We start from the raw sequence: 25,449 nt of genomic DNA, 5'->3' as shown, positions 1-25,449 counted from the left end.
CCAGCAGGCGCTCCAGCTCGGCCTGCCACGGCCCCAGCTTGGGCTGCGGCTGCCGCGCCCGGCTGTAGCGGAATTCCGTCTCCCCGGACCGCAGAACCTTCCGGACCACCTTTCGCGAAATCCCGAGCTCACGACAGATCGCCTTGATCGACTTGCCCTGCACCCGGTGCAGGCGCCGGATCTTTGCCACTGTCTCCACGACCAGCATCCCAGCACTGGCTCCCGATCATCCCGGAAACCACTGTGAACCCCGCCGTCAGTGGGGTCCCGTTTGGACGCCGATCACCCCTCCAACAGGGTTCCTATTCCATGCCGATCCACAAGCATCCCCTCCGGGTGCCTCTGAACGCGGTCGCGCTTCACTCCCTGGAGGCCGCTCGTGCCCTTCGCCTGGTAAGCATCCAGCCGGAGGATCTGCGCGCGCTGCCGGTGTTCCCCGGCGCGCGGGATGGGAAACCCCTATCCCAGATGTCCCTGCTGATGTTGCTTCGCCGGATGCAGGGCAGCGATCGTGAGACGGCACCCCTTTGGACGGACCTGGAGGGGCGCGAGATCACCACCCATGGTTTTCGATCCACCTTCAGGCAGTGGGCCGCCGAATGCACAAGCCACCCGCACGAGGTCGCCGAGGCGGCCCTAGGACATGTCACCGGGAGCGCGGTGAGCCGGGCCTATCAGCGGAGCGACCACCTGGAGCGCCGGAAGGTCCTGATGGCGGAGTGGGCCGGTCAGCTCACGAGCGGCTCGCCGAGGCGTTCGAACAGGTGAGGTTGCAGGCAGCGGGGGAAGCTGCACGCCTCCGCCCGATCGAACTCTTCCGTGCGCAGGTGGCAGACCTACGCACCACCGCACGCGATTGGGCTGAAGCCGAGAACCTCCGCCGCTTCATCGCGGTGGCGTATGAGCAGGCAATGGCCGAAGGCTTCAACCAAGCTCTGGCGGATCGGTGGCGTGCCTGGGCGCTGGAGGTTGTGGAGGAGGTGGATCCGCTCAGTTGGGGGTTCGCAGAGTACCTGGATCTGCACCAGGAGATAGGGGAAGGCCTGATCTGTGGTGAGCCACCACCCGCCGAAGGCACGGCGAAGCCTCAACGCAAGCCAAGGCGTAAGGCCTAGCAGCCGATCGTCACGCCGGGGAGCTCGCTCTGGCGCTGCTTCATCCTCACGCCCGCGCCTCCCCCGTTCTCCGGGATGAACTCGACGCCGGCCGCTTCCAGCGCGGCGCGGATCGCGGTGAGGGTTCGCCGCTGTGGGGTGCCCTCCCCCATCTCGAAGCGGGCCACTGTACGCATCGGCACGTCGCTGGCGGTCGCGAGCTGATCGCGGGTCCAACCGATCAATGCCCGGGCCGCGCGAACCTGCGCAGCCGAAATGGCATTTAATGTGTCATTCTGGCTTGCGCTCATGCGGACAGAATGGCATATCGTATGCCGTTCCACAAGGAACCGGCCGGGCGAGGTGTTACCAGCACCGCCGCCCGGCCTGACCGCAACCCGCTGAAGGACCAGCAGGCAATGGCTACCCGCGCCCATAGCACAGTCGCGCCCATTTCCAGAAGAAGACGCCCCACCTTCGCCCATGTCCGGTTCCCTGATGTCCTGCGGCGCCGCCATCAAGGCCGCCGCCCCCGGCCTCTCCGACGACGATATCGAGGAGCTGCTGTCCGCCATGATCCGGCGCGAGAAGGGCATGCCGAACCGCGGCGGCGACCGGTTACGCTGGCAGCAGGCCGCGCAGGAGATGGCGGCCGAGGAGAAGCAGGCGCTGGCGATCGAGCGCCACGCCCGGCAGGCGGCCTTGCTGGCCCGGGTGGCGCGCGATGCCCGCTATGCCGACGGCATGAACCCGGTGCAGCACCTCTCCGACCTGATCTCGACCACCGAGCGGGCCGGCGAGGGCCGCGCGCTCTCGGCCGAAGCACAGCAGAAGGGCGCCCGGGAAGCCTATCTCGGCGCGATGGTGTCGGGCTGGCAGGAGGCCGGCGTGCTGCCCTGGCTGCGCAAGATCACCCCGGAAACAGAGGCCGACCTTGCCCGCGAGATGGCACGGCTGAACGGCGCTCCTGGGATCCCTGCCACCCCGGATGCCAGCCTGCGGGCAGCGGCCGAGGCGGCGGTGGCGATGCAGGCGCTGATCCGGCGAGATGCAAACGAGGCTGGCGCCTGGGTGCAGACTCTGCCCGGCCGCGTGACGCGTACCACGCACAGCGGAAACCGGCTGCGGCAGGCGGGCTTCGAGGGGTGGCGCAACACCATCGCGCCGCTGCTGGACGAGCGCACCTTCACCGATGCGGGGATCGACCTGACGGACGGCGCCGCGGCGAACCGCTTCCTGGAGAACGTGTACGGCAACCTCGTCTCGGGGAACCACCACGTCGCCGGCCGGGGGGATGTCGATCCCCTGGCGCGCGGATACGGTTCGGGCTCCCTGGCCCGCCGGCTCTCCGAGGATCGGGTGCTGCACTTCCGGGGGGCAGATGAGTGGCTGGCCTATAACCGGGCCTTCGGTGACGGGAACCTTGTGTCCGCGCTGGTGGGCGAGGCCGAGAGCGCGGCACGCTCGGTTGGCATGATGCGTATCTGGGGACCTAACCCGGAGACGGCCTTTCAGCAGGACGTGCAGCGCCTCGCGGATCGGCTGCGCGACGGGGAGAAGCGCTACGACGATGTCCGGAAGCTCCAGGAGGCGGCCAGCGGCGGCTTCCTGGCGAAGCAGTGGGCGACGATCTCCGGCGCGGCGGACATCCCCGGCAGCACCAGCGCGGCGCGGTTCACCGCCACATTCCGCGCGCTGGAGACCATCACCAGCCTGGGCGGCGTCACCCTGTCCTCGCTTCCTGACCTCGCCACCACCGCCAGCGCGCTGCGGCATGAGGGCGTGCCCTACTTCAAGGCGCTCACCAACCAGGTGATGGCGCTGCTGCCCGGCTACGACAACGACGTGCGACGGCAGGTTTCCACGCGCGCCCTGGCCGGGCTGAACGGGCTCCTCGGGGGGCTGCACCACCGCATGGGATACGATGCCGGCGTGCCGGGCAGCATCACCCGCGCCACGGACATCTTCTTCAAGCTCAACCTCCAGACGTGGTGGCAGGATGCGCAGGAGCGCGGCGTCTCCTCCCTGATCGCGTCGCACGTGGGCGAGAGCCTGGGGCAAGGGTGGGACGCCATGGACCAGGGCCTGCGCCGCAGCCTCCAGCGCTATGGGGTGACGGCCGAGGACTGGACGGCCATGCAGGGCGCGGAGCTGCTGCGGGACGGCAGCGGCATCGCCTACTTCACCCCTGACATGATCGACGGCCCGGCCCGCCAGCGCATCGGCGCATGGTTCGCCTCGACCATCGACGGCGCCCTGACGAAGCCCGGGGTCTATGAGCGGTCGATCCTGTACCAGGGGCAGGCGCCCGGCACCGTGGCCGGCGAGGCGCTGCGGTTCATCGGGCAGTTCAAGAGCTATCCCCTGACCTTCGTCACCCGCCACCTGTCGCGCGAGATGTACCGGCAGGGCAGCGCGGACTTCGCCGGGCTGGCCGGGCTGATCGCCGGCACGACGCTCCTGGGGTACGTCTCCATGACGCTGAAGGAACTGGCCGCCGGCAAGAACCCGCGCGAGCCGGAAGACACGGCCGGCTGGGCCAAGCTGGTAATGGCCGCCATGCAGCAGGGCGGCGGGGCCGGCATCTACGGGGACTATCTCTTCGGGGACGCGAACCGCTTCGGCGGCGGGCTCCTCGCCACCATGGCGGGCCCGACCGCGGGCACGGCGGAGAAGGTCTACGGCATAATGACCCGGCTGCGGGACCGCGCGACCGGTGACGACAAGGGCAATCTCGCGGCGCAGGCCATCAGCTTCGCGGCCCGGGATCTGCTGCCGACCAACATCTTCTATTCCAAGCTGCTCCTGGATCACCTTGTGATCTACCGCCTCCAGGAAGCGGTGGACCCGGGGTATCTGCGGCGCCTGGAGCGCCGGGTGGAGCGGGAGAACGACCAGACGTTCTGGAAGTGGCCCTCTCTGGATAGCGGGCCATCCATGGATGGCAGCGTTCTCCTCGGCGGCGTCTGGCGGTTCCCGGTCAACCACAGCTTCGCCAGCCGGCGGGCACGCGTTCTCGCGCGCACAGACCGGGAGCGCCGGGAGCGCGGCGAAGATGTCAGGCGCACCCTGGAGTGCGAGCCGGTGGCCCCCGCAGTCACCACAGGCATCCGCCATCGCACCTGCCAATGGCCGGAATGGGGTGATGAGAGGCCCGGCGAGCCGGTGTTCTGCGGCGCTCCGGTGCGGGAGGGATGCTCCTACTGCGCCACCCATGCGCGGCGGGCCTTCACCCCGGCGCGGGACTGAGCGTCAACGGCGCTTGCGGTTCCTCTGCTCGGCCTCGCGCCGCTCCCTGGCTGCCTTCAAGGCCTTCAACGCTTTCTCGTACCCGCCACCGAGCGGAACATCAGGCGAAAGACGGGGACGAGGCGGCATGGCGAAGGTCTTCGGCGCCTCCTTCGGCTCAGGCACCAAGCTCTCCAGGAGGTTGGCGTAATCGCCAAGGGTGAACACGATGCGGTTGCCGGCCCGGCGGTGGGTCGGCTTCCCGCCGAAGAAGGGGTTGGCCTTGAGGTGCGCCAGGAGCCACGTCCGCCCCCGCCCCGTCTTGGCTATGACATCCTTCAGGGTGAGAAGGTCAGGGGTATCGTCTGCCATCAGCTCACAGGCTGCCGCTAGGTGTATCTTCTCCGGCAACCTGGCTCTCGGCATCCGCGAGCCCTGGCGGCATGCGGGTGGAGGCGTTCAGCACCTCCATGCCCAGCAGGTGGCCGTCTTCATCGAAGTCCAGGATGACGCCAGGGGACACCTCGCGCGTATCCGCCACCTGCCCGGCGGCCAGACGCACGAACAGGGCATCGGCCTCCGGGTCATAGGTGCCGCGGATGTTCATCGCGTTCATCGGCTCTCTCGCCCCCTGTCCAGGAAGACCGTCACCACCACCACCACGATATCGGGGTCCTCATGTCGGTGCACCACCCTTAGCGATCGGCCGCCGGCTTCCGGCAGCGCGCGCCATGCCCGGAGCAGGCCTCCGCCCGCTGGGTCAGGCTCGATCGCATCCGGGGCGGAAATGGTCTTCTCCACCCATTCCGCCGGGATGGCGCGCCGCTCCATGGCATCCAGCGCATGGCGCGTGAAGCGGATCCGGAAGGCTGTCACTCGCAGCGCCTGTCATTCCACCCATCACTCACTTGAGGGTTCGGTTGAGGGTTGAAAATAACCTCCCGGAAAATAGGGAAGCAATTTCAATGTCATATACCGAGGGAATGGCGTCCCGTACGGGATTCGAACCCGTGTCGCCGCCGTGAAAGGGCGGTGTCCTAGGCCTCTAGACGAACGGGACCTGACCATGGAAAGCGGCCGGAGAGGCGTTGGCGGCTAACTAGCCTGACACGCCGCCTTCGTCCATGGGCAGAAGAACGGTTTTTCCACCCTAATCGTACAGGGCAGCGGCGGCGTTCTTCGCGGCCTCGCCCAGGGTGGGGTGGATATGCACGCCGTCCAGCATGGTGCGCAGATCCGCCCCCGCATTCATCAGCTCCACGAAGAGCTGCACCACCTCCGCCCCCGAATCGCAGAGGGCGGCGGCGCCGAGGATCTTCCCGGTCCCGGGGTCCGAGAGAACCTTGATGAAGCCCTCGGTGCGGCCGATGTCGCGGGCCTTGCCGCTTTCCGCCATCGGCTTCCGCCCGATGCGATAGGGATAGCCGGCCTTGCGTGCCTCCTGCTCCGACAGGCCCACGCGCCCCAGTTCCGGCTCAGTGAAGATGGCATAGGGCACGATGCGCCGCGTGGTGCGGGCGCCGTCCTCCAGGAACAGCGATCGCAGGACGCGGAAATCGTCGTAGGCGGTGTGGGTGAACTGCGGTCCGCCCCGGATGTCGCCGAGCGCGAAGACCCCATCCACGCCGGTCCGCAAACGCTCGTCCACCTCCAGCACGCCCTTCTCCCCGGGATGCAGGCCAATGCTCTCCAGCCCCAGCGTGTCCGTGTTCGCCTGGCGCCCGGTGGCGAGGAAGAGATGCGTGCCCTCCAGCACCCGGCCTCCCAGATGCAGACGCACCCCCTCGCCGCCTGCCTCCACTCGTTCGGGCTTCGCGCCCAGATGGATGGCGATCCCCTCCGCCTCCAGGGTCCGTTGCAGCACCTCCGCCACATCCGGGTCCTCCCGTTCGGTGAGCTGCGGACCCGCCTCGACGATGGTCACGGCCGATCCCAGGCGGCGAAAGGCCTGGGCCAGCTCCAGCGCGATGGTGCCGCCGCCCAGGAAGAGCAGATGTCCCGGACGCTCGCGAAGGTCGATCCAGTTGCGGCTGTCGATCAGCGGCACCTGCTCCAGCCCGGGCAGGTCCGGCCGCGCCGCGCGGGAACCGGTGTCGAGCACCAGCCTGTCGGCCAGCACCACGGCCTCCCCCGCGCGGATGCGGAAGCGGTTGCCGTCCTGTCCTTCGATCCTGGCCTCCCCGCGCAGCAGCCGCGCTGCCCCGGGCTGGCGGAAGCTCTCTTCCAGCTCGCCACGCTGCTCCGCCACCAGGGAGCGGGCACGGTCCATCACCGCGGCGAAATCCACCTCCACGGTGGGAATCGTGACGCCCCATTCGGCCGCGCGGCGGGCCTGGGCAGCCAGGCGGGCGGAGGCGATCACCGCCTTGCTGGGCGTGCAGCCGAAATTGACGCAGGAGCCGCCGAGGGCATCACGCTCGACCAGCAGGATATCCCGGCCCGCCTCAGCCAACGCGCGCGCCAGTGGCACGCCTGCCTGCCCGGCACCGATGATCACAGTCTCTGCGGTCTGCATGGCCATGGGTGGCCTGCCCTCCCCTGCACTCGATGCAGGAAGGAGCGGCCATGGGCGGCGGTTGCACGAAGAGCCAGCAATCACCGGCCATCTTCGACGTGTTCACGCTCGGAGGAAGCAAGGAAACTGGCGCGCCCGAAAGGATTCGAACCTCTGACCCCCAGATTCGTAGTCTGGTGCTCTATCCAGCTGAGCTACGGGCGCCGGCCAGTGGCGGGGTGATAGCCGAGGCTCCCGGGCGGCGCAATGGCCGTGTGGGGGTTTTTCGACACGGATCTGTCATGCGCCCGCGGATGCGAAAAACCCCGCTGCGAAAACGCATCGGGGTTCGGAACCAACTGATTTACCGAGGAAGTTTCTGGCGCGCCCGAAAGGATTCGAACCTCTGACCCCCAGATTCGTAGTCTGGTGCTCTATCCAGCTGAGCTACGGGCGCCGGCCAGTGGCGGCCTGATACTGCGGTGCCGGGGGAAGCGCAAGGGCCCCTCCCCCATTTTCAGCACGCGTCCCTGCCGGGCCGTGTCAGCCCGCCAGCTTGTCCAGCTCACGCAGGATGGCGTCGCCCATCACGGAGGTGCCCACGCGGGCCGTGCCGGGCGACATGATGTCGGCGGTGCGCAGGCCGCCGGTCAGCACGTTGTTGATGCTCTGCTCGATCAGCGCCGCATCCTCCTCCATGCCGAAGCTCCAGCGCAGCAGCATCGCGAAGGACAGCATCTGCGCACAGGGATTCGCGATGCCCCTGCCGGCGATGTCCGGCGCGGAGCCATGGATCGGCTCGTAGAGCGCGTGGCGCCGTCCGGAGGCATCCGGCGCGCCCAGCGTGGCGGAAGGCAGCATGCCGAGCGAGCCGGTCAGCGCCGCCGCCAGGTCCGACAGCACGTCGCCGAACAGGTTGCCGGCCAGGATCACGTCGAACTGCTTCGGATTCGAGGCGAGCTGCATGGCGCAGTTGTCGGCATACATGTTCTGCAGCTCGATATCGGGGAATTCGGCCTTCGCCACCTCCCCGACCACGCCGCGCCACAGGCGGCCGGTCTGCATGACATTCGCCTTCTCGACGCTCGTGACCTTGCGGCCGCGGCTGCGCGCCAGCTCAAAGGCCACGCGCGCCACGCGGGCGATCTCGTCCTCGGTATAGACCTCGGTGTCCACGCCGCGGCGCTTGCCGTCCGGCATCACCTCGATGCCGCGCGGCTCGCCGAAATAGATGCCGCCCGTGCTCTCGCGCACGATGATGATGTCGAGGCCGCTGACGATCTCGGCCTTCAGCGAGGAGGCGCTGGCCAGCGGCGCCAGCACCGTGGCGGGGCGCAGGTTGGCGAAGAGGCCCAGCTCCTTGCGCAGCCGCAGGATGCCGAGCTCCGGACGCTGCTCGAAGGGCAGGCTGTCCCACTTCGGCCCGCCGACGGAGCCGAAGAGCACGGCATCCGCCTCCCTGGCCCGGGCCACCGTCTCGTCGGAACAGGGCGTCCCTTCCGCCTCGATGGCGGCGCCGCCGACCAGCCCTTCCTCCACGGTGAAGGAGGCGGTGCGGCGGCGGTTCATCCAGTCGATGACACGGCGGACCTCACGCATCACCTCGGGGCCGATGCCGTCGCCCGGCAGAACCAGGATCTTCTTGTTGGCCGTCATCAAAGAGTAGTTCCCGTCCCAAACATCCAGGGTTGTGCAGCGCGCTTCCGCGTCTCGAAGGCGTCGATCGCGGAGGCATGCTCCATGGTCTGGCCGATATCGTCCAGGCCATTCAACAACAGATGTTTACGAAGCGGGTCCACGTTGAAGGAGATTTCCTCCCCATCCGGCCGGATCACCACCTGGCGTGCGAGATCGACGGTCAGCCGGGCATTGCCGCCCAGCTTCGCGTCCTCCATCAGCTTCTCGCAGACGGCATGCGGCAGGCGCACCGGCAGGATGCCGTTCTTGAAGCAGTTGTTGTGGAAGATGTCGGCGAAGTCCGGCGCGATGACGCAGCGGATGCCGAAATCCAGCAGCGCCCAGGGCGCGTGCTCGCGCGAGGAGCCGCAGCCGAAATTCTCGAAGGCGATAAGAATCTCGGCCTTGCGATAGGGCTCCTGGTTGAGCACGAAATCCGGCTTCTCGCTGCCATCGGGCGCGTAGCGCATGTTGGCGAAGGCACTCTTGCCGAGTCCCGTGCGCGCGATGGTCTTCAGAAAGCGCGCCGGGATGATCATGTCGGTATCGACATTGGCCAGCGGCAGCGGCGCGGCGATGCCGGTGAGCGTCGTGAAAGGCTGCATCAGCGCATGATCTCCCGCACGTCGGTCAGGCGGCCCGTGATGGCCGCGGCGGCCGCCATGGCCGGGCTCAGCAGATGGGTGCGCCCGCCAGGACCCTGCCGCCCCTCGAAGTTGCGGTTCGAGGTGGAGGCGCAGCGCTCGCCGGGCTTCAGCTTGTCCGGGTTCATGCCCAGGCACATGGAGCAGCCCGCCTCGCGCCATTCGAAGCCGGCCTCGATCAGGATCCTGTCCAGACCCTCCCGCTCCGCCTGCTCCTTCACCAGGCCGGAGCCCGGCACCGCCATGGCGCGCACGCCAGGGGCGATCCTGCGGCCCTTCAGCACCTCGGCCGCGGCGCGGATGTCCTCGATGCGTCCATTGGTGCAGGAGCCAAGGAAGACCGCGTCGATCTTCACCTCCTGCATGGGCATGTTCGCGGCGAGGCCCATGTAGTCCAGCATGCGCTGCATCTGCGCGCGCTTGGCCTCGTCCGCCTGCCCGGCCGGGTCGGGCACGCGGCCGGTCACCGGCACCACCGTTTCCGGCGAGGTGCCCCAGGTGACCTGCGGCGCGATGGCATTGCCGTCCAGCACGACCTCGGCATCGAAATGCGCCTCCGGATCGGAGGGGAGCGTGCGCCAGTACTGGATCGCGCGCTCCAGCGCCTCGCCCTTCGGCCCCATCGGGCGTTCGGCCACATAGGCGAAGGTGGTCTCGTCCGGGGCCACCATGCCGGCGCGGGCACCCGCCTCGATCGACATGTTGCAGATCGTCATGCGGCCCGCCATGTCGAGGTTGCGGATCACCTCGCCCGCGAACTCGATGACATGGCCGGTGCCGCCGGCGGTGCCGATCTTGCCGATGATGGCCAGCATCACGTCCTTGGCGGTCACGCCGAAGCCCAGCGTGCCGTCCACGGTGATGCGCATGTTCTTCGCCGGCTTCTGCAGCAGCGTCTGCGTGGCGAGCACGTGCTCGACCTCCGAGGTGCCGATGCCGAAGGCCAGCGCGCCCATCGCGCCGTGGGTGGAGGTGTGGCTGTCGCCGCAGACGATCGTCATGCCCGGCAGGGACAGGCCCAGCTCCGGGCCGATGATGTGGACGATCCCCTGCCGCTTGTCGGAGAGCGGAATGTAGGGGACGCCGAATTCCTTGACGTTCTTTTCCAGCGTCGCGATCTGCAACGCGCTCTCGGCCTCGTTCACGCCGGTGAAGCGGGTCGCGTCGGTGGGAACGTTGTGGTCCACCACGGCGATCGTCGCATCCGGGCGGCGCACCTTGCGGCCAGCCTGGCGGAGGCCCTCATAGGCCTGCGGCGACGTCACCTCATGGGTAAGGTGCCGGTCGATGTAGAGGAGCGCCGTACCGTCGGGCAGCGTCTCGACGACGTGCGCGTCCCAGATCTTGTCGAACAGCGTGCGCGGCTTGGTTGCCGACATCGTGCGATCCTCCTGCAGTCAAAAAAGGCCCGCACCGTTGCCGGAGCGGGCCTTGCGAGGGCTCAGCCCTGAGTGGCCTCCGCCGGTGCGGCCGGCGCGGGCGCCGCCGCCGGTGCGGCGGTCTCGCGGGTCATGGTGCGCTCGGCGATGCGGGCGGACTTACCGGTCCGGCCACGCAGGTAGTACAGCTTGGCGCGGCGCACCTTGCCGCGGCGAACCACGGTGATCTCCGCCACGTTCGGGGAGTACAGCGGGAAGACGCGCTCCACGCCCTCGCCATAGGACAGCTTGCGGACGGTGAAGTTGCTGTGCAGGCCTTTGTTGGAGCGCGCGATCACGACGCCCTCATAGGCCTGAGTGCGGGTGCGCTCGCCCTCGACCACCTTCACCATCACGCGCACCGTGTCGCCGGCCTGGAAGGCCGGGGTGGTGCGGCTCGCGGTCAGGCGGGCCTTCTGGTCCGCGTCGAACTGCTGAAGCAGGTTCATCTGTGTTGTCCTCGTCTTAACCGTTGATCTGGGAAGCGTCGGGCGCTTCCACGAATGCTGTGTGGCGGGCCCAGAGGTCCGGGCGGCGCAGGCGTGTGGCGGCCTCGGACTGCGCCGCGCGCCAGGATGCGACCTCGGCGTGGTGGCCGGAAAGCAGCACGTCAGGCACGCGGCGGCCGTTCCATTCGGCCGGGCGGGTGTAGTGCGGGTATTCCAGCAGGCCGTGCGAGAAGGATTCCTCCTCCCCGCTCTCGCTGGCCCCCATGACACCCGGCAGCAGCCGGACGCAGGCATCGAGCAGGACCATGGCTGCCGGCTCGCCGCCGGACAGGACATAGTCGCCGACCGAAACCTCGGTCATCGCGCGCGCCTCGATGACACGCTGGTCCAGCCCCTCGTAGCGGCCGCAGAGCACGACCACCCCCGGCCCGGCGGCCAGTTCGCGGACCAGGGCCTGGTCGAGCAGCTGCCCGCGCGGCGTCATGTAGAGCAGCGGCCGCTCGCCGCCCTCCGCCATGACGGAACCGCAGGCCGCGTCGATCACGTCCGGCCGCATCACCATGCCGGCGCCGCCGCCGAAGGGCGTGTCGTCTACGTTGCGGTGGCGCCCGGTGCCGAACTCGCGAATCTGCCGCGCCTCCAGGCTCCAGTCGCCCCGTTCCAGCGCGCGGCCGGCCAGGGAATGGCCCAGCGTGCCCGGGAACATCTCGGGGAAGAGGGTCAGGATGGTGGCGCGCCAGCTCATGCGGCCTCCCCCTCGTCCTTCTCCGAAGCATTCTCGGGCTGCACCACGATCTCCTCCGGCGGCACCACCGTGCAGCGTCCCGCGGCGAGATCCACCACCGGCACGCAGGCACGGGTGAAGGGGATCTCCCGGTCCCGGCCCTTTGCGTCGCGCAGGGTCAGGAAGGCACCGCCGCCGAAGTCCTCCACCGACATGACGCGGCCGAGCACCGTCCCGTCCTCGCCCACGGCCGAGAGGCCGATCAGGTCGGACAGGTAGAACTCGTCCTCATCGGTCGGCGGCAGGGCCTCCCGCAGCACGTAGAGCTTCACTCCGGTCAGCCGCGCGGCGGCATCCCGGTCGTTCACCCCGCGCACGCGCGCCAGGCCGCCCGGAAGCACCTCGAAGGCGAAGCTGCGCTGGCCGCTCTCGTCGGTCAGCGTGCCATAGGCGGCGATCGCCTCCGGCGCCTCGGTGAAGGAGCGCAGTCGCAGCAGCCCCCTCACGCCATGGGGCCGGCCGAACTCGCCCACCAGGATACGCTTCGCGTCCATCGGTGTGCCTCAGGGAGTGCCGTTCGCCGGGATCAGCCGTTCGCGGCGGCCGCGGCGGCGCGCTCCTGCGCCTTCTTCTTCGGCGCGGACTGCTTCGGCTGCTCGCGGAACTCGGGCATCGGGGCCAGGCCGGCCTTGCCGAGGAACTTCGCCACGCGGTCGGTGGCCAGCGCGCCCTGGCTCAGCCAATGGGCGATGCGCTCGTCGTGCAGGCGGATGCGCTCGGCATGGTCGGCCGGCAGCATCGGGTTGTAGGAGCCCAGCTTCTCGATGAAGCGGCCGTCGCGCGGCGAGCGGCTGTCGGCCACCACGATGTGGTAGTAGGGGCGCTTCTTGGCGCCCGCGCGGGCGAGGCGGATCTTAAGTCCCATGAGGTCCTCTCAGTACAGCTTTGGAAAGGGTTAGAAGGGCCGTCGGCCACCGGCACCGGGCAGCAGGGCGGAAAGCCCCCCGCGCATCAGTCCCTTCTGGCCGAGCTTATTCATCCGCTTCATCATCGCGGACATGTCGTCGAACTGCTTGAGCAGCCGGTTCACTTCCTGGACCGTCACACCGGAGCCGGCGGCGATGCGCTTCTTGCGCGACGCCTTGATGATCTCCGGCTTGCGGCGCTCCTTCACGGTCATGGAGGAGATGATCGCCGCCTGGCGCTTCAGGATCGACTGGTCGAGATTGGCGTTCTCCAGCTGCGCCTTCATCTTGCCGATGCCGGGCAGCATCCCGAGGATGCCGGAGAGCGAGCCCATCTTGCCGATCTGCCTGAGCTGGTTCGCGTAGTCTTCCAGGTCGAACTGACCCTTCTGCATCTTCGCGGCCAGCTTCTCGGCCTGCTCGCGGTCGATCGTTTCCGCCGCACGCTCCACCAGCGAGACGATGTCGCCCATGCCGAGGATGCGGCTGGCGATGCGGTCGGGATGGAAATCCTCCAGCGCGTCCAGCTTCTCGCCAGCGCCCAGCAGGCGGATCGGCGCGCCGGTGACGCTGCGCATGGACAGCGCCGCGCCGCCACGGGCGTCGCCGTCCACGCGGGTCATGGCGATGCCGTTGACGCCCACCTTCTCCTGGAAGGCGCGGGCGGTGTTCACCGCGTCCTGGCCGGTCATGGCGTCCACCACCAGCAGCGTCTGGTGCGGCTTCGCCATGGCCTTGACCTGGGCGACCTCGGCCATCAGGGCCTCGTCGATGGCCAGGCGGCCGGCGGTGTCGAGGATGACGACGTCGTAGAGCTCGCGCCGCGCCGTATCGAGGGCACGGGCGGCGATCTCCAGCGGCCCCTGCCCGGCGACGATCGGCAGCGAGCCGACCTCGGCCTGCTTCGCCAGCGTCTCCAGCTGCAGCTGCGCGGCGGGGCGGTGCACGTCCAGCGAGGCCAGCAGCACCTTCTTGCGCTCGCGCGAGCGCAGCCGCAGCGCGATCTTGCCAGAGGTGGTGGTCTTGCCCGAACCCTGCAGGCCGACCATCAGGATGGCGACGGGCGCGGGCGCGGCGATGTCGATGCCGCGCTTGCCGTCGTCGCCCTCGCCGCCGCCCAGGGCCTCCACGAGCACGTCGTGGACGATCTTGACGACCTGCTGCGCCGGGGAAACGGACTTGATGACCTCCACCCCGACGGCACGCTCGCGGACCTTGTTGATGAGGTCGCGCGCCACCGGCAGGGCGACGTCGGCCTCCAGCAGCGCCACGCGGACCTCGCGCAGCGCTTCCGCCACGTCGGCCTCGGACAGGGCGCCACGCCGGCGCAGCCGGTCGAACACCCCATTCAGCCTGCCTGACAGCGCCTCGAACATGCGGCGGTCGAAACTCCAATGCCGTTCGCGCCGCTGCGCGAGCCTTCGCGGAGCGACGGAGCCGGCCGCACGGGGCAGCCGACCGGGTTGCGGGACATGTCCCGGGTACGGGGGCCTCTACGCCGCCCCCGCCTCCGGGTCAAGCACTTCCGGCTGCCCGCCCGGCGGCGGAAGGGCGGGCACGGCGCGCAGCGCGATCCAGTAGCGGCGGACCAGCTCGCCGCTCACCGCATCCGGCGCCTCGTCCTCCAGCATGCCCCCAGCCCGCTCAATGGCGCGGCGGGAGGGGGTGTTGTCGGAGCGGCAGGTCAGCAGCACCCGCTCGAAACCACGCTCCCGCATATGTGCCAGGGCCAGGGCAAGGCCGCGCGTGGCGAAACCCCGCCCCCGCAGGCCGGGCCGGACAGCATAGCCGACATGGCCGCCGCGGCGGCGCAGATAGGGAGTGAGTGCGTAGCGGCAGTTCACCGTGCCGATGAACATGTCGCCGGCGGCCAGCCAGAAATGCGTGCCCGGCACTTTCCGCGTGAATCCGCCATCCGGCAGGCGCACCGGGGTCTCCGGGTCATTCAGCGAGCGGAGATGGGCCATCAGCCCCTTCTCCGGCGGCAGGCCTCCGCCGTCCGGTACGAGGCCTTCGGCGAGCGCCGCCGCATAGGAGGGCAGCAGCGCCTCCTCCGGCAAGCGGAGCAGGGCGCGGTCCGGGGAAAGGGCGTCGGCATCGGGCATGGCCGGGCGTGGATGGCGCAAGGCCCAGCCGCTGCCAAGCCCGTCCCCCCCGGTGACACCCCGCCCCCGCTTGACGCGGCGCCCATGCCGGCCCGCCATGCGTGCCGACGCGTCAAGGAGAGTCGCCGCATGATCGCCCTGGACCCATGCCGAGCCGCCGGGGAAGCCCGCGCCATCGCCCAAGGCTGGACCGAGGCCGGGGGGCCCGGCGGTGCCATCGTGCTGTTCGGGCCGGACGGGGTGCTGGAAGGCTTCGGCGGCGGTTTCGCCTCGCTGGAAACCCGCACACCCTTCACGCCCGACACGCCAAACCGCTGGGCTTCCATCAGCAAGCAGTTCTGCACCGCCACCGTGCTGCTGGAAGGGCTGGACCTCGCCGCGCCGCTGGGATCGCTCGTGGCGGAACTGCCGGAGGCCGTGGGCGGCGTCACGCTGGGCCAGGCGCTGGACATGACCGGCGGCCTTCCGGACCTGATGGAGACGCTGTCCCTGGCGGGCCTGCCCTCCTCCGCCTCGATCACGCGGGCGGAAGCCTTCGACGCCATCCGCCGCCTGCCCGGCATCAACGGCGTCCCTGGCGCGGAGATGACCTATACCAACACGGGCTACCGGCTGGTGCAGCACGTCTTTCCGGAACAGCGGGGGCGCTCCTACGCGGAACTGCTGCGCGAGCGGCTGTTGCGCCCGCTTGGGCTGGAGGCGATTCGTTTTCCCGAGGACGAGTCCGAGCCGGTCGCCGACCTCGCCACGGGATACTGGCACGACGGCAGCGAATGGCGCCGCGGCCGCTACGGGCTGCAATATTCGCCCTCTGGCGGGCTGGCGGGCAGCGCCGCCACCCTGGCCCTCTGGGGCGCGGCGCTGATGACCGGACACGGGCCGCTGGAAGGAATGCTCGTGCGCCTGACTTCGGCGCGGGAGCCGCTGGGTGGCTTCTACCGCCTGGGCCTGAACGCCCCCGACCTGGCCAGCGACGTGCCGCTCTTCGGCCATGGCGGCTCCCTGCCCGGCTACAAGGACCACATCCTCCTCTCTCCCTCGCTCGGCCTGGGCGTGGTGGTGCTCTGCAACCGTGAGGATGCGGACCCGCTCTGGAACGCCCTCCGCATTGTCTCGGCCTGGACCGGGCGCGCCCTGCCCGTCGCCGCCCGCCTGCCCGCCGGCCTCTATGCCGCGGAGAGCGGCCCCTTCTGGGCCGAGGCCGCGGACGACACCATCACCTTCATGGGCACCACGGACCGTCTTTTCGCGGATGGCGCCGGGGGGGTGCGGACCCTGCCCGCCTATCTGGAAGCGAGCCTGCGCGCCGAAGCGGATGGCACCCTGCGCGGCCATGTCGGCCGCATGGCGCAGCACCTCCTGCCGGTGCCGCCGGGCCTGGCGCTGGACCCATCCCTGGCCGGCGAATGGCGGGACGAGGCCTACGGCGCACGGCTGAGCATCCGGGCCGATGGCAGCGCCGAACTGCCCGGCATTCCCGGTCCGCGCGTCACGCTGACGCCGCTGCCGGGCGGCCGCGCCCTGGCTTCCCGCACGCATAACGGCTCGACGATGCGGATCTGCTTCTACCCCGTGGGCGAGGGGCGCCTGCGCCTCGCCTCGCACCGGTCACGCGTGCTGGAATTCCGGCGCGCCTGACGTGGGTGGAAGGCACTGGGCTGCCTTGTCCTTGTGGGCAAGGCTCCGCCCGGGGCCGGCCACAGGCTGCGACGTCGAAGCGCAGCACCCCTCCCGGCCTGGGGAGCGGACGGTCAGTGGATCTCGTCGGCCTTGGAGAGGGCTTCCTTCAGGGCCGCCACGGAGAAGTCGCGCGAGCGGCACAGGTCCAACACCACCGCCTCGCGGCGCATACAGAGTTCAATCGCGGCAGGCAGCTTGGTCACCGCGTCATGCGGCACGACCACGGCGCCGTGCCGGTCGGCATGCACCACCGCGTCGTGGTGGGCGGCCATGCCATGCACCGAGACCTCCTGCCCGTACTGCACGATATGCACATAGGCATGGGAGGGGTTCACCACCCCCGCCAGCATCTGGAAGCCCGAAGCGGCGGTGTCGAGGTCGCGGATCGAGCCGTTGGTGACGACACCCAGCGCACCCAGGGACTTGTGCACATTGGTATGGACCTCGCCCCAGAAGGCACCCGTCCCGGGCGTGTCGTCGAGGTCCTGGATCACCACCACGGTGGGCATCGCCGAATCCGCGACATACTCGTACCAGCCGAGCCGGGCGGCGCGGTCCACCTCCCGCGTGCGGCCGGAGGGCGAGGCGGCGCGGATCGTCGCGGTGCGGGCCAGCCCGCAGACCGGCCTCAGCGCCGGGTCGGAGGCGACCAGCGGGCGGATGGTGAAGCCGTAGCCGCGCCGGTGCGGCACCACCAGTTCCAGCGCGTTGCAGATGGTGGGCGTGTCCCATTGCCGCAGGGCGTCCAGATCCGCGGCGGTGAAGGGATACTCGGCCATGTCCATCTCCTTGCCAGCCACCCGGAGGGCGCCGCGCCTTCATTCCAGCCAGGATCGCCTTGGCGGGGCGACGCCGGGGCTGGGTCCGGCGCATCCTCCCGGTCAAGGGCGCAACGGTCAAATGCCGTCCGCGAGGCTCGGGCAAGCCACGCGGTGCCGGGCGCCGCGAAACCCGCCCCAGAAGCGGCAGGCTTCGCGGCCCAGGCCTCAGCGGCGGCGCAGCAGGGTCAGCAGGATCCCGCCCAGCACCGCGATGGGCGCACTCTTGCGGGCCACGCCGAGAAAGACTTCCTCCGCCGCGCCGGACAGCGCGACATCGCGCACCGCCCGCGCCTCGATCTCCGCATTGGAATGGCCGCCGCGCGAGGCGAGCAGCGCCAGGACCAGCGCCACCACCAGATCCACCGCCAGCAGGATCGCCGCCGCGCCCACCGCCCCGGCGTGGAAGAAGGCGAAGTTGTAGATCAGGATATGCAGCATGACGAAGGCGGCGCAGCCGAAGACGGCGGCGATCAGCCAGTAGAGCAGCTGGTTGATCTTGCTGCCGGCCTGCACCTTCAGGCGGCGGCTTTCGGCCTGGGCCGCCATGCCTACGAGACGGAGCGCGCGGAGCATCATCTCAGCGCCCCGTCAGCCGCGCGAAGGCATAGCCGATGGCCACCGCGATCAGCAGCGCGGTCACCGGCCGCTCGCGCACACGTTCCTGGAAGTCGTCGTAGCGGTACTGCACCGACTCGGCGACATCCCCGGCATAGGCTTCCACCCGGTCCACGCCGCGGTTCAGCGAATCGGTGCGCTCGGCGAGGAGCCCCTCCACCTTGCGGCGCAGGTCGGCGATCTGGGCACGCGCGTCGGAGGCCGTGGCCTCCACCTGTGCCCTGGCCTCCGGGCCGGGCTGGGACTGCTCTGGCATCGTCGTCTCCTGTGGTCATACGGTCGAGTTCGCAACGTCACGTTGCGGGACCGGTTGCCGCTTGGCGAGGCCACACCGCGCGAGGGCAGGAAGCTGTGGTCGGACGGCCATGACGGGTCTCCTCCAGCGGGGGCGGCCCGGCCACGTCCGAAGCGGTGTTCAGGCAGCCCGGCGTGGCCGGTCCCCCGGATTGCGGACCGGAGCCGCGCGTTCGCGCAGCGGAAAGCGGACGCGCCAGCAGGTGCCGGGACCGCTTTCCCGCAACAGCCGCCCGCCGAGCTGGCGGGCGAAGCCATCCAGGAGTTGCAGGCCCAGGCCCAGGCCGCGTGGCGCCGCCTCGCTGACGGGAAGGCCGATGCCGTCATCCTGGACATCGAGGATCACGTCCGAGCCTTCCTGCGTGACGCGCACGGTGATGGTGCCGGTGGCCTCGCCCGGAAAGGCATGGGCGACGGCGTTGCTGACCGCCTCGGTCACGAAGAGCGCCACCGTCACCGCTTGGTCGGTGGAGATCCGCAGGTCCCCCTCCGCCTCGATCCGCAGCCGCAGCCTTTCGCCGGCGGCCTCCCCCTGCGAGGCGAACTGCTGAGTCGCCAGCTCCTCCAGGAAAGGACGCAGCGCGATCGCCTCGAAGGACTGCTGCGTGTAGAGGTAGCGGTGCAGCGTCGCGATGGCGCGCACCCGGTCGCGCGCCGCCCGGAACTCCGCCTGCACCTTCGAATCGCGGATGCGGTTGGCCTGGAGGTTCAGCAGCGACGAGACGATCTGCAGGTTGTTCTTCACCCGATGATGGATCTCGGCCATCAGCGCATCGCGTTGGTCCAGCGCATCGACGAGATCCGTTTCCCGTGCCGCCAGGGCCCGTGTCGCGTCGTCGAAGGCCTGCTCCAGCTCGATCACCTCACGCGGCTCGATGCCGGTGGGCGCCCGTTCGAAGACCATGCCGGGACGCCAGCGCTTCACCCGCTCCGTCAGCGAATGCAACGGGCGCACCAGACCGAGATCGGCACCCACCACGATCGCCACCAGGCAGGCCAGGAGGAAGGCGGAAAGCTCCGCCAGCCTTTGCAGCAGCGTACTCCAGGCGGTGGCGCGGACCGGCTCGTAGGCCTGCCCCACCACGATCCGCAAGCCGGGACCGAAGGGTGCGACGGCATAGGACATCTCCGCGCCGCTGCGTGCGGTGGCCTGCACGACACTGTCCGGCGGGTTCAGCGCGGAAAGGTTACGCGGCGCGAGGTTCGCCTCTCCGCCCTGCAAGGGAACCACCTCCCCCTGCCCGTCCACCAGCCAGGAGAACTGCCCGGGGACGGGATAGAGGCCGGGGCGCAGGAAGCTGCTCAGCAACAGCGTACCGCCTACCAGCACGCGGGGTTGGCCGGAGGGGCGGGACAGTGCCAGGGCGAAGGGAAGCCTGGCATGCTGGCCGCCATCCGCCGGGATGATGTCACCGAAGGCCGGAAGTCCGTTGAGCAGGGCGGCACTGATCCGGTCGCGCGGCGGCATTGCGGTGCTCGCTTCCGGAATGGCAGAGCAGATGCGGTCGTGCTGCCCGTCGGAAATCCAGAGATTGGCATACCGACCGGGATAGAGGTCCAGGACGCGGCGCAACTCGCTTGCGCAGTCCTCGCTGGAACCCGCACGCGGAAGGTCGATGCGCGACAGGGATTGCAGCATGGCCGTCATGCCATCGACCTTGGCGGCGGCCTGCACCAGCACAAGCTCTCGCTGGGTTGCAAGGCGGCGCGAGGCTTCCTCGAAGGTTGCCTCGCGTCCCTGCATGGCATTGGTGGCGGCGATTACGAGCACGGGCACGCCAGCCGCCATGAGCAAGGCTGTCATGCGGCCCCTGATGCCCGCCAGGAAGCCAACGACCCGCCCCGCGCGCCTTGGCGGGACGGGCCTGCCGGTCACTTTTCTCGATCCCTCTCGATCAGCTTCAGCAGATCCTCGGGAATCGGCTCGCTCGCCACATCATCGAACATGGTGTGCAAGCCCATCTGAAGCCACTTGTTGAAGGCTGCATCGGGGGCACTCTCCGAGTGCCGGCCGACTTCATCAGGCCCCCGACCGGCCAGCGGCATGGGACGTCCCTTTTTTTTCGGTTTTCCGTCCATTAACCGAAGATGGTTGCCCGATCCCCTTCATCGACCGCCAGGAAAGCGCGGCTCTTGCCCGAGGCGCCACGGCGCGGCTGGGCCACCGCACGATTCGTCGCAGTGCGATTGCTGCTACCACGCTCCTCACCGGTCAGCCAGCGCTGCAGGGTCTGGCGGGCGCGGAAGACGCGGCACTTCGCGGTGCCGACGGCGCAGTTCATCGCCGCCGCAACCTCTTCATAGGACATGCCCTGCACCGTCACCATCACCAGGGCGGTACGCTGCTCAACCGGCAGGCGGGCCATGTGGATGCGCAACTCGCGCATTACGAGGCTGTCTTCCTGCGCGCCCGGGCGGGCAAAGGCGCTGCTCGGCACATCATCCAGATCCGCCGTCTCACGCTTGCGGCGGATGTCGGAGATGAAGCGGTTGCGCAGGATGCGGAACATCCAGGCGCCGAAGTTGGTGCCGGGAGTGAAGGAATGGCGTGCCGCCAGGGCCGAGGTCACGGCGGCCTGCACCAGATCGTCCGCATCGGCACGGTTGCGCGTCAGTGCCAGGGCTTGCACCCGGAGCCGCGGCAATGTGGTGGTGAGCAGGTCGTGGAAGTTGAACTCACCTTCGTACGTCGCGGTCTGGATGTCGGCGGTCTGGCTCATCTCGCTACTCCGCATATCGTGGCCGGGAAAATCCGGCCTTCACGGGATCAATGCACGAGCTCGAAAATCGGTTGCCGTCAGGGAGGCGATTTTCTGGTTTTTTATGTTTCGCTTCGGATTCAATAAGTTAGGAGGTCAATCCTCCTTCTCCTGCGGGGCGAAGCTGGCTGCCAGCCGGACACGGGCGCGTGAGACGCGGGCCTTCAGCGTGCCCACCGCCACGCCCGCAATTCCGGCAGCCTCCTCATAGGAAAAGCCCAGGGCTCCGATCAGCACCAGCGCCTCGCGCTGTTCCGCCGGCAGGCCGGCCAGGGCATGGTCCAGTCCGGCGACTTCCAGGCGGGCATGCTGGCCGCCCTCCGCACGCTCCTCTTCCTCCGGCCGCACGGCCTCCAGCACCCGCCGCTCGCTCGCGCCGCGACGGCGGGTCTCGTAGAAAACATTGCGCAAGATGCTGAAACTCCACGCACGCAAGCTTGTTCCGGCCTGCCATTGCGCTTCCGCCCTCAGTGCCCGAACTAGGGCTTCCTGGACCAGATCGTCAGCGACGGAGACGTCGCGTGCCAGGAATCTTCCGAAGGCACGCAGATCGGGAAGAAGCTGTGCGAGACCGGCGCGGAAATCGGTGCTGAGTTGGTCCATTCTTGTCTTCGGTCGAAGGCGCGGAAGCGGCGCCGGTGAGGGAGTAGCACGATGAACGCTGTCACGCAGGGGGAGCTTCTCCGGGCCCTGCCCTACGCACGGCGCTATGCACGCGCTCTCGCGGGAGGGCAGGAGGCGGGCGACAGGCTGGTGGCGGAGGCGCTGCGCGCGGGGCTGCCGCAGGTGCCGGGCCACCTGGCTCTTTATGCGGGCGTGACCGCCAGGGTCGCAGAGGGCGAAGGCCAGGAGGGCGGCGAGAGGGGTGGCGGCACGATGGGCCTGCGCCAGCGGCAGCTCCTGCTCCTCACCGCTCTGGAGGATCTGCCGATTCGTGATGCGGCCCTGGTTGTCGGCATGGAACAGCCGGAAGCGGAAGCGGAGCTGGAGGCGGCGCATTCCGTTCTCCGGGCCACGGCCGCGACCGATGTGCTGGTGATCGAGGACGAGCCGATCATCGCCATGGACATCCGCCAGCTCGTGGAAGGCTGCGGCCACCATGTGGTCGGCATGGCCTCCGACGAGACGGAGGCGGTGGAACTGGCCCGGTCGCTGCGTCCCGGCCTGATCCTCGCAGATGTGAACCTGGGGCCCGGCGGGGACGGAATCACGGCGGTGGAGCGTATCCTCGGCGAGCAGAAGATCCCGGTCATCTTCGTCACCGCCTATCCGGAGCGTCTGCTCACGGCGGAACGGCTGGAGCCGGCCTTTATCATCAGCAAGCCTTTCGAGCCGGTGGCCTTGGCCATCGCCACCTACCAGGCCGTGTCCGGCGGCGTCCGGCTCAGCTGATCCCTTTTCCACCTGGCGGATGGCAGAGCGCCGCCGGGGGCATCGTCCAGGCATGAGGGCGGAGAGGGTTCCCCCGCCGCCCGCCGCCTGGGAACGGGTCTGGCCGTGACGCGCGGAACACGGCCGGAGCTTCCGAAGAATGCTCGGCAACTGGCCTTGGGGGCGCACGTTCACCGACCGCAAGGTTGAGGAACATTGCCATGCTTTACTGGACGGTTATCTTTCTGATCATTGCGCTGGTCGCCGGCGTGCTGGGCTTCGGCGGCGTGGCCTCCGCCGCCAGCGGCATCGCCAAGATCCTCTTCGTCATCTTCCTCGTGCTCTTCCTGATCTCGCTGGTCGCGGGACGCGGCTGGGTGTGACGTGTGGCGGCCGGCCCCCTTTCTGGTGCTCGCCCTCGGTGGCTTGGCCACCGGGGCTGCGCCGGCGCAGGAGGCCAGCCGCGGCAGCCAGCCAAGCGGCAGTGTCACACCGTCCAGCACGGAGGATGGAAGGCTGTGGTTCGATCCCACCCAGCTTCCCTCCTTCACGGGGGTGGTCGAGCGCTACCTCTTGAATCCCGAGGGCAAGATCGACCGGCTGCTGTTCCGCGAGGGGCCGCAAATCATCCTGCCCGGCCCTGTCGGCAGCGAGGTGGCGCGCAAGATCGAGCCAGGGCAGAGCATCGTCGTCTGGGGCATCCGGGCCCGCAAGGCGCCGGTGATCATCATGCTGGCCTGGGCCAAGGACACCAACGCCAAGCCCCGCTTCGTGGAGCGGCCAAGCTGGGGTATCGGCGCCTATCGTTCCGGTCAGCAGGAGGTCGAGGTCTCCGGCCAGATCGTGGCACCTCTCTACACGCCGCAGGGCGACAGCATGGGGGTTATCCTGCAGGACGGGATGGTGATCCGCCTGCCGCCCAGCATCGCGGAGTTCATGGGAGATCGGCTCACGGTGGGACGGGAAATCGCCGCTTCCGGCCGTGGCGTCAGTGGCGAGCATGGCCGGGCGGTGGATGCCGAACGTGTCGGCGATAACCTAGCGGCGCTCGGTCCCCTGCCCGGCTCCGCGGAGAAACGTCCGTGAATCCACGCACCCGCGAGGTGCAGATCCAGACCGGTGCGTTGCGCGGCTTCCTGAAACTGTCCGGCGCCTACTTCTGGCAGGAGCGTTCCGCGCGCTGGATGGTACTGGGCCTCTTCGTGCTGACGCTGCTGCAGATCCTGATCCAGATCCGCTTCAACCTCTGGAACCGTGATTTCTTCAACGCGCTAGAGAATCGCGACCGGGATGCCTTCTTCTGGCAGATGTGGCTCTTCCTGCTGCTGGCCATCGCCTCGATGGTGACGGCGGTCTACCAGCTCTATGTGAAGCAGCTTACGCAGCTCCGCTGGCGGCAGTGGCTGACCCGGAAGCTGGTCGCGTCCTGGATGACCGACGCGCGGCACTACCAGATGGAGAAGGCGGGGGGCGCGGACAATCCAGACCAACGCATCGCCGAGGATGTCCGTGCCGCCACGGAGATGGCATTGGATTTTGCAACCGGCATCTTCAACGCCGTGGTGATGCTGATCGCCTTCATCGGTATTCTCTGGACGATTTCCGGGCCGCTCTATCTCACGCTCCTCGGACGCGATGTCGTGATCCCCGGCTACATGGTCTGGGCAGCGCTGATCTATGCGGTGGTGGGATCCGCCCTCACCTATCTCGTCGGGCGGCCAATGGTGATGCTGAATTTCCATCGTACGTCGCGCGAGGCGGATTTCCGCTTCAGCCTGGTGCGGGCGCGGGAAAACAGCGAAGGCATCGCACTGATCGGCGGAGAGCGCGACGAGAGACGGTCGCTCGATGGAATCTTCGTCCATACGGTCGCGGCGGTGAAGGCGCTGATGCAGAGCCAGCGCCGCCTGATGTGGCTGACGAGCGCCTATGGAATGCTGACCTATGTCTTTCCGACCGTGGTCGCGGCGCCGTCCTATTTCTCTGGCGCGATCACTCTGGGCGGGCTGATGCAGATCGGTTCCGCCTTCGGTTCGGTGCAATCGTCGCTGAACTGGTTCGTGGACAATTTTCCGCGCCTCGCCGAATGGCGCAGCAGCGTCGAGCGGCTTCTTACCTTCAACGAAGCGTTGAAGCAGGTGGAGGGGATGGTGTCACGCCCCGAGAACCCGGTGATCGCGCGCAGCATCGCCCGGGCAGGCCAGGAAGCCGAAAGCCTTTCCTTCCGGGATGTACAGGTGGCCTTCGCCGATGGCTCCGTGGTGATCGCTGAAGCCTCCGGCGAGATACGGGCTGGTGAGCGCGTGTTGATCAAGGGGGAATCAGGGACAGGCAAGAGCACGCTGTTCCGTGCTTTCGCTGGTGTCTGGCCTTGGGGAAGCGGCGAGATCCGCATGCCGCCGTCCGAGAGCACCATCTTCATGCCGCAACGTCCCTACCTACCACTCGGATCGTTACGGAATGCCCTGGCCTATCCCCTGGGCGCGGAGAAGGCCAATGATGAGGTCAGTCGCGTGGCCTTGCGGCGCGTAGGGCTGAGCAAGCTTTGCGAGCGGCTCGATCAGGTGGAACGCTGGGACCAATTGCTGAGTCTGGGCGAGCAACAGCGCCTGGCATTCGCACGCCTATTCATCCAGAGGCCGCGCTGGATCTTCATGGACGAGGCGACCGCAGCCCTTGATGAGGAGAACCAGAACGCGATGATGCGCATGCTGATCGAGGAGCTGCCGGATTCATCGCTGATTTCCATCGGCCATAGGCCTGGGCTGGAGTTCTTTCATCATCGGGTGCTGATGCTGCAACGTGGCCCCGAAGGCGCGAAGCTGGCCATTCCCCCGCGGCCCCAAGTGAAGCTGCGGCGGATCGGAGACCGTCTACCGCGATTGCAGAAATTGATGATACGGCGTCGCGTGCGAGAGGATGTTTAAGGTCCTTTCCGCCCACGCTAAACGCAAGACGACACCCCCTGGCCGCGCGTGCGGGGGTATGTGGCGTGCTTGTGTGTGGGGGGGGGGTGATGTTTGGATGCGGGGACAGGATTTGAACCTGTGACCTTCAGGTTATGAGCCTGACGAGCTACCGGGCTGCTCCACCCCGCGCTGGGTGATGGTG

The 25,449-nt window shown here is 68.7% G+C and carries 29 protein-coding genes, 4 tRNA genes and 1 pseudogene; 8 read left to right on the top strand and 26 right to left on the bottom strand.

Translation table 11 applies throughout. From position 1 onward, the window contains the following. Positions 1-208, bottom strand: a pseudogene (locus BT98_RS0118650) (IS21 family transposase); the annotation flags it as partial. Positions 209-309: 101 nt separating this feature from the next. Between BT98_RS0118650 and BT98_RS0118645 the strand changes: the two are divergent. Further along, complete coding sequence (locus tag BT98_RS0118645) at positions 310-768, top strand: site-specific integrase (RefSeq protein ID WP_027297393.1); 459 nt, start codon at positions 310-312, stop codon at positions 766-768. Next, on the top strand, positions 765-1,115 hold the full coding sequence (locus BT98_RS0118640; RefSeq protein ID WP_147292483.1) for a hypothetical protein: 351 nt from the start codon (positions 765-767) through the stop codon (positions 1,113-1,115). Before BT98_RS0118645 ends, BT98_RS0118640 begins: the two co-directional genes overlap by 4 nt. Here the strand turns inward: BT98_RS0118640 and BT98_RS0118635 are convergent. Further along, the gene (locus tag BT98_RS0118635) at positions 1,112-1,405 is read right to left on the bottom strand and encodes a helix-turn-helix domain-containing protein (protein ID WP_019462891.1); all 294 of its coding nucleotides are present in this window, start codon (positions 1,403-1,405) and stop codon (positions 1,112-1,114) included. The two genes, BT98_RS0118640 and BT98_RS0118635, sit on opposite strands and share 4 nt — an antisense overlap. 172 nt (positions 1,406-1,577) lie before the next feature. On the opposite strand from BT98_RS0118635, the gene BT98_RS0118630 reads away from it, so the two are divergent. Next, positions 1,578-4,343, top strand: coding sequence for a GcrA family cell cycle regulator (locus BT98_RS0118630; RefSeq protein ID WP_019462892.1), 2,766 nt, complete (start codon positions 1,578-1,580; stop codon positions 4,341-4,343). A gap of 3 nt (positions 4,344-4,346) precedes the next feature. Here BT98_RS0118630 and BT98_RS0118625 read toward each other — a convergent pair whose 3' ends face one another. The 16 genes from BT98_RS0118625 to BT98_RS25070 all read right to left on the bottom strand — a co-directional run bounded on the left by BT98_RS0118625 (position 4,347) and on the right by BT98_RS25070 (position 14,819). Then, entirely contained in the window at positions 4,347-4,694 is a 348-nt protein-coding gene (locus BT98_RS0118625; RefSeq protein ID WP_019462893.1) for a hypothetical protein, read from the bottom strand. 4 nt (positions 4,695-4,698) lie between these two features. Then, a complete protein-coding gene (locus BT98_RS0118620; RefSeq protein ID WP_026033528.1) occupies positions 4,699-4,938 on the bottom strand; it encodes a DUF2283 domain-containing protein in 240 nt (79 codons plus the stop codon). After that, entirely contained in the window at positions 4,935-5,198 is a 264-nt protein-coding gene (locus BT98_RS0118615; protein WP_019462895.1) for a DUF4258 domain-containing protein, read from the bottom strand. Before BT98_RS0118615 ends, BT98_RS0118620 begins: the two co-directional genes overlap by 4 nt. Positions 5,199-5,306: 108 nt before the next feature. Beyond that, positions 5,307-5,382 (bottom strand) — tRNA-Glu (locus BT98_RS0118610). Positions 5,383-5,472: 90 nt separating this feature from the next. Further along, positions 5,473-6,843: an FAD-dependent oxidoreductase gene (locus tag BT98_RS0118605; RefSeq protein ID WP_019462896.1), complete on the bottom strand. Its 1,371-nt coding sequence runs from the start codon at positions 6,841-6,843 to the stop codon at positions 5,473-5,475. Positions 6,844-6,964: 121 nt separating this feature from the next. Continuing rightward, positions 6,965-7,041: transfer RNA gene (locus BT98_RS0118600), tRNA-Arg, on the bottom strand. A gap of 155 nt (positions 7,042-7,196) precedes the next feature. Then, positions 7,197-7,273, bottom strand: a tRNA-Arg gene (locus tag BT98_RS0118595). An 86-nt stretch (positions 7,274-7,359) separates the two neighbouring features. Beyond that, positions 7,360-8,472, bottom strand: coding sequence for a 3-isopropylmalate dehydrogenase (gene leuB, locus BT98_RS0118590; RefSeq protein ID WP_019462897.1), 1,113 nt, complete (start codon positions 8,470-8,472; stop codon positions 7,360-7,362). Then, a complete protein-coding gene (leuD, locus tag BT98_RS0118585) occupies positions 8,472-9,098 on the bottom strand; it encodes a 3-isopropylmalate dehydratase small subunit (protein WP_019462898.1) in 627 nt (208 codons plus the stop codon). Before leuD ends, leuB begins: the two co-directional genes overlap by 1 nt. Beyond that, complete coding sequence (gene leuC / locus BT98_RS0118580) at positions 9,098-10,516, bottom strand: 3-isopropylmalate dehydratase large subunit (protein ID WP_019462899.1); 1,419 nt, start codon at positions 10,514-10,516, stop codon at positions 9,098-9,100. Before leuC ends, leuD begins: the two co-directional genes overlap by 1 nt. Positions 10,517-10,578: 62 nt before the next feature. Beyond that, complete coding sequence (gene rplS, locus BT98_RS0118575; protein ID WP_019462900.1) at positions 10,579-11,004, bottom strand: 50S ribosomal protein L19; 426 nt, start codon at positions 11,002-11,004, stop codon at positions 10,579-10,581. 16 nt (positions 11,005-11,020) lie between these two features. Continuing rightward, the gene (gene trmD / locus BT98_RS0118570; protein WP_019462901.1) at positions 11,021-11,749 is read right to left on the bottom strand and encodes a tRNA (guanosine(37)-N1)-methyltransferase TrmD; all 729 of its coding nucleotides are present in this window, start codon (positions 11,747-11,749) and stop codon (positions 11,021-11,023) included. Continuing rightward, the gene (gene rimM / locus BT98_RS0118565; RefSeq protein WP_019462902.1) at positions 11,746-12,282 is read right to left on the bottom strand and encodes a ribosome maturation factor RimM; all 537 of its coding nucleotides are present in this window, start codon (positions 12,280-12,282) and stop codon (positions 11,746-11,748) included. The genes trmD and rimM overlap by 4 nt, the downstream gene beginning before the upstream one ends. 32 nt (positions 12,283-12,314) lie before the next feature. Beyond that, positions 12,315-12,653, bottom strand: a complete 339-nt coding sequence (rpsP, locus tag BT98_RS0118560) for a 30S ribosomal protein S16 (protein WP_019462903.1) — start codon at positions 12,651-12,653, stop codon at positions 12,315-12,317. Between the two features lie 30 nt (positions 12,654-12,683). Beyond that, complete coding sequence (gene ffh, locus BT98_RS0118555; protein ID WP_019462904.1) at positions 12,684-14,069, bottom strand: signal recognition particle protein; 1,386 nt, start codon at positions 14,067-14,069, stop codon at positions 12,684-12,686. A 117-nt stretch (positions 14,070-14,186) separates the two neighbouring features. Beyond that, the gene (locus BT98_RS25070; RefSeq protein WP_076970362.1) at positions 14,187-14,819 is read right to left on the bottom strand and encodes a GNAT family N-acetyltransferase; all 633 of its coding nucleotides are present in this window, start codon (positions 14,817-14,819) and stop codon (positions 14,187-14,189) included. A 108-nt stretch (positions 14,820-14,927) separates the two neighbouring features. On the opposite strand from BT98_RS25070, the gene BT98_RS0118545 reads away from it, so the two are divergent. Beyond that, the gene (locus BT98_RS0118545) at positions 14,928-16,436 is read left to right on the top strand and encodes a serine hydrolase domain-containing protein (RefSeq protein ID WP_019462906.1); all 1,509 of its coding nucleotides are present in this window, start codon (positions 14,928-14,930) and stop codon (positions 16,434-16,436) included. A gap of 113 nt (positions 16,437-16,549) precedes the next feature. Here the strand turns inward: BT98_RS0118545 and BT98_RS0118540 are convergent, their stop codons facing one another. From BT98_RS0118540 to BT98_RS0118510, 7 genes are all read right to left on the bottom strand, one after another. Beyond that, positions 16,550-17,257 carry an RraA family protein gene (locus BT98_RS0118540; RefSeq protein WP_026033530.1) on the bottom strand — a complete coding sequence of 236 codons (708 nt, stop codon included), beginning with the start codon at positions 17,255-17,257 and terminating at the stop codon, positions 16,550-16,552. Between the two features lie 207 nt (positions 17,258-17,464). Continuing rightward, a complete protein-coding gene (locus tag BT98_RS0118535) occupies positions 17,465-17,875 on the bottom strand; it encodes a hypothetical protein (protein ID WP_037251534.1) in 411 nt (136 codons plus the stop codon). Position 17,876: 1 nt separating this feature from the next. Beyond that, on the bottom strand, positions 17,877-18,170 hold the full coding sequence (locus BT98_RS25065) for a hypothetical protein (RefSeq protein WP_019462909.1): 294 nt from the start codon (positions 18,168-18,170) through the stop codon (positions 17,877-17,879). A gap of 159 nt (positions 18,171-18,329) precedes the next feature. Further along, on the bottom strand, positions 18,330-20,012 hold the full coding sequence (locus BT98_RS26270) for a sensor histidine kinase (RefSeq protein WP_085977435.1): 1,683 nt from the start codon (positions 20,010-20,012) through the stop codon (positions 18,330-18,332). Between the two features lie 68 nt (positions 20,013-20,080). Then, on the bottom strand, positions 20,081-20,254 hold the full coding sequence (locus BT98_RS27735) for a NepR family anti-sigma factor (RefSeq protein ID WP_019462911.1): 174 nt from the start codon (positions 20,252-20,254) through the stop codon (positions 20,081-20,083). Between the two features lie 32 nt (positions 20,255-20,286). Continuing rightward, positions 20,287-20,928, bottom strand: coding sequence for a sigma-70 family RNA polymerase sigma factor (locus BT98_RS25050; RefSeq protein ID WP_019462912.1), 642 nt, complete (start codon positions 20,926-20,928; stop codon positions 20,287-20,289). A gap of 135 nt (positions 20,929-21,063) precedes the next feature. Next, complete coding sequence (locus BT98_RS0118510; RefSeq protein WP_026033531.1) at positions 21,064-21,570, bottom strand: sigma-70 family RNA polymerase sigma factor; 507 nt, start codon at positions 21,568-21,570, stop codon at positions 21,064-21,066. A 51-nt stretch (positions 21,571-21,621) separates the two neighbouring features. Here BT98_RS0118510 and BT98_RS0118505 point away from each other — a divergent pair, with 51 nt between their 5' ends. From BT98_RS0118505 to BT98_RS25045, 4 genes are all read left to right on the top strand, one after another. Continuing rightward, positions 21,622-22,359, top strand: coding sequence for a PhyR family response regulator anti-anti-sigma factor (locus BT98_RS0118505; protein WP_019462914.1), 738 nt, complete (start codon positions 21,622-21,624; stop codon positions 22,357-22,359). Between the two features lie 200 nt (positions 22,360-22,559). Further along, the gene (locus BT98_RS26760) at positions 22,560-22,721 is read left to right on the top strand and encodes a DUF1328 domain-containing protein (RefSeq protein WP_019462915.1); all 162 of its coding nucleotides are present in this window, start codon (positions 22,560-22,562) and stop codon (positions 22,719-22,721) included. Positions 22,722-22,746: 25 nt separating this feature from the next. After that, positions 22,747-23,424: a hypothetical protein gene (locus BT98_RS0118495; RefSeq protein WP_147292484.1), complete on the top strand. Its 678-nt coding sequence runs from the start codon at positions 22,747-22,749 to the stop codon at positions 23,422-23,424. Further along, a complete protein-coding gene (locus tag BT98_RS25045) occupies positions 23,421-25,265 on the top strand; it encodes an ABC transporter ATP-binding protein/permease (protein ID WP_019462917.1) in 1,845 nt (614 codons plus the stop codon). The genes BT98_RS0118495 and BT98_RS25045 overlap by 4 nt, the downstream gene beginning before the upstream one ends. A 94-nt stretch (positions 25,266-25,359) precedes the next feature. On the opposite strand, the gene BT98_RS0118485 is transcribed toward BT98_RS25045, so the two are convergent. Then, positions 25,360-25,436: transfer RNA gene (locus BT98_RS0118485), tRNA-Met, on the bottom strand. Positions 25,437-25,449 lie beyond the last annotated feature (13 nt).

The organism is Roseomonas mucosa ATCC BAA-692 (assembly GCF_000622225.1).
Lineage (GTDB): Bacteria > Pseudomonadota > Alphaproteobacteria > Acetobacterales > Acetobacteraceae > Roseomonas > Roseomonas mucosa.
The sequence above is the reverse complement of the archived record's forward strand: the minus strand, read 5'-3'. Positions and strand labels throughout refer to the sequence as shown.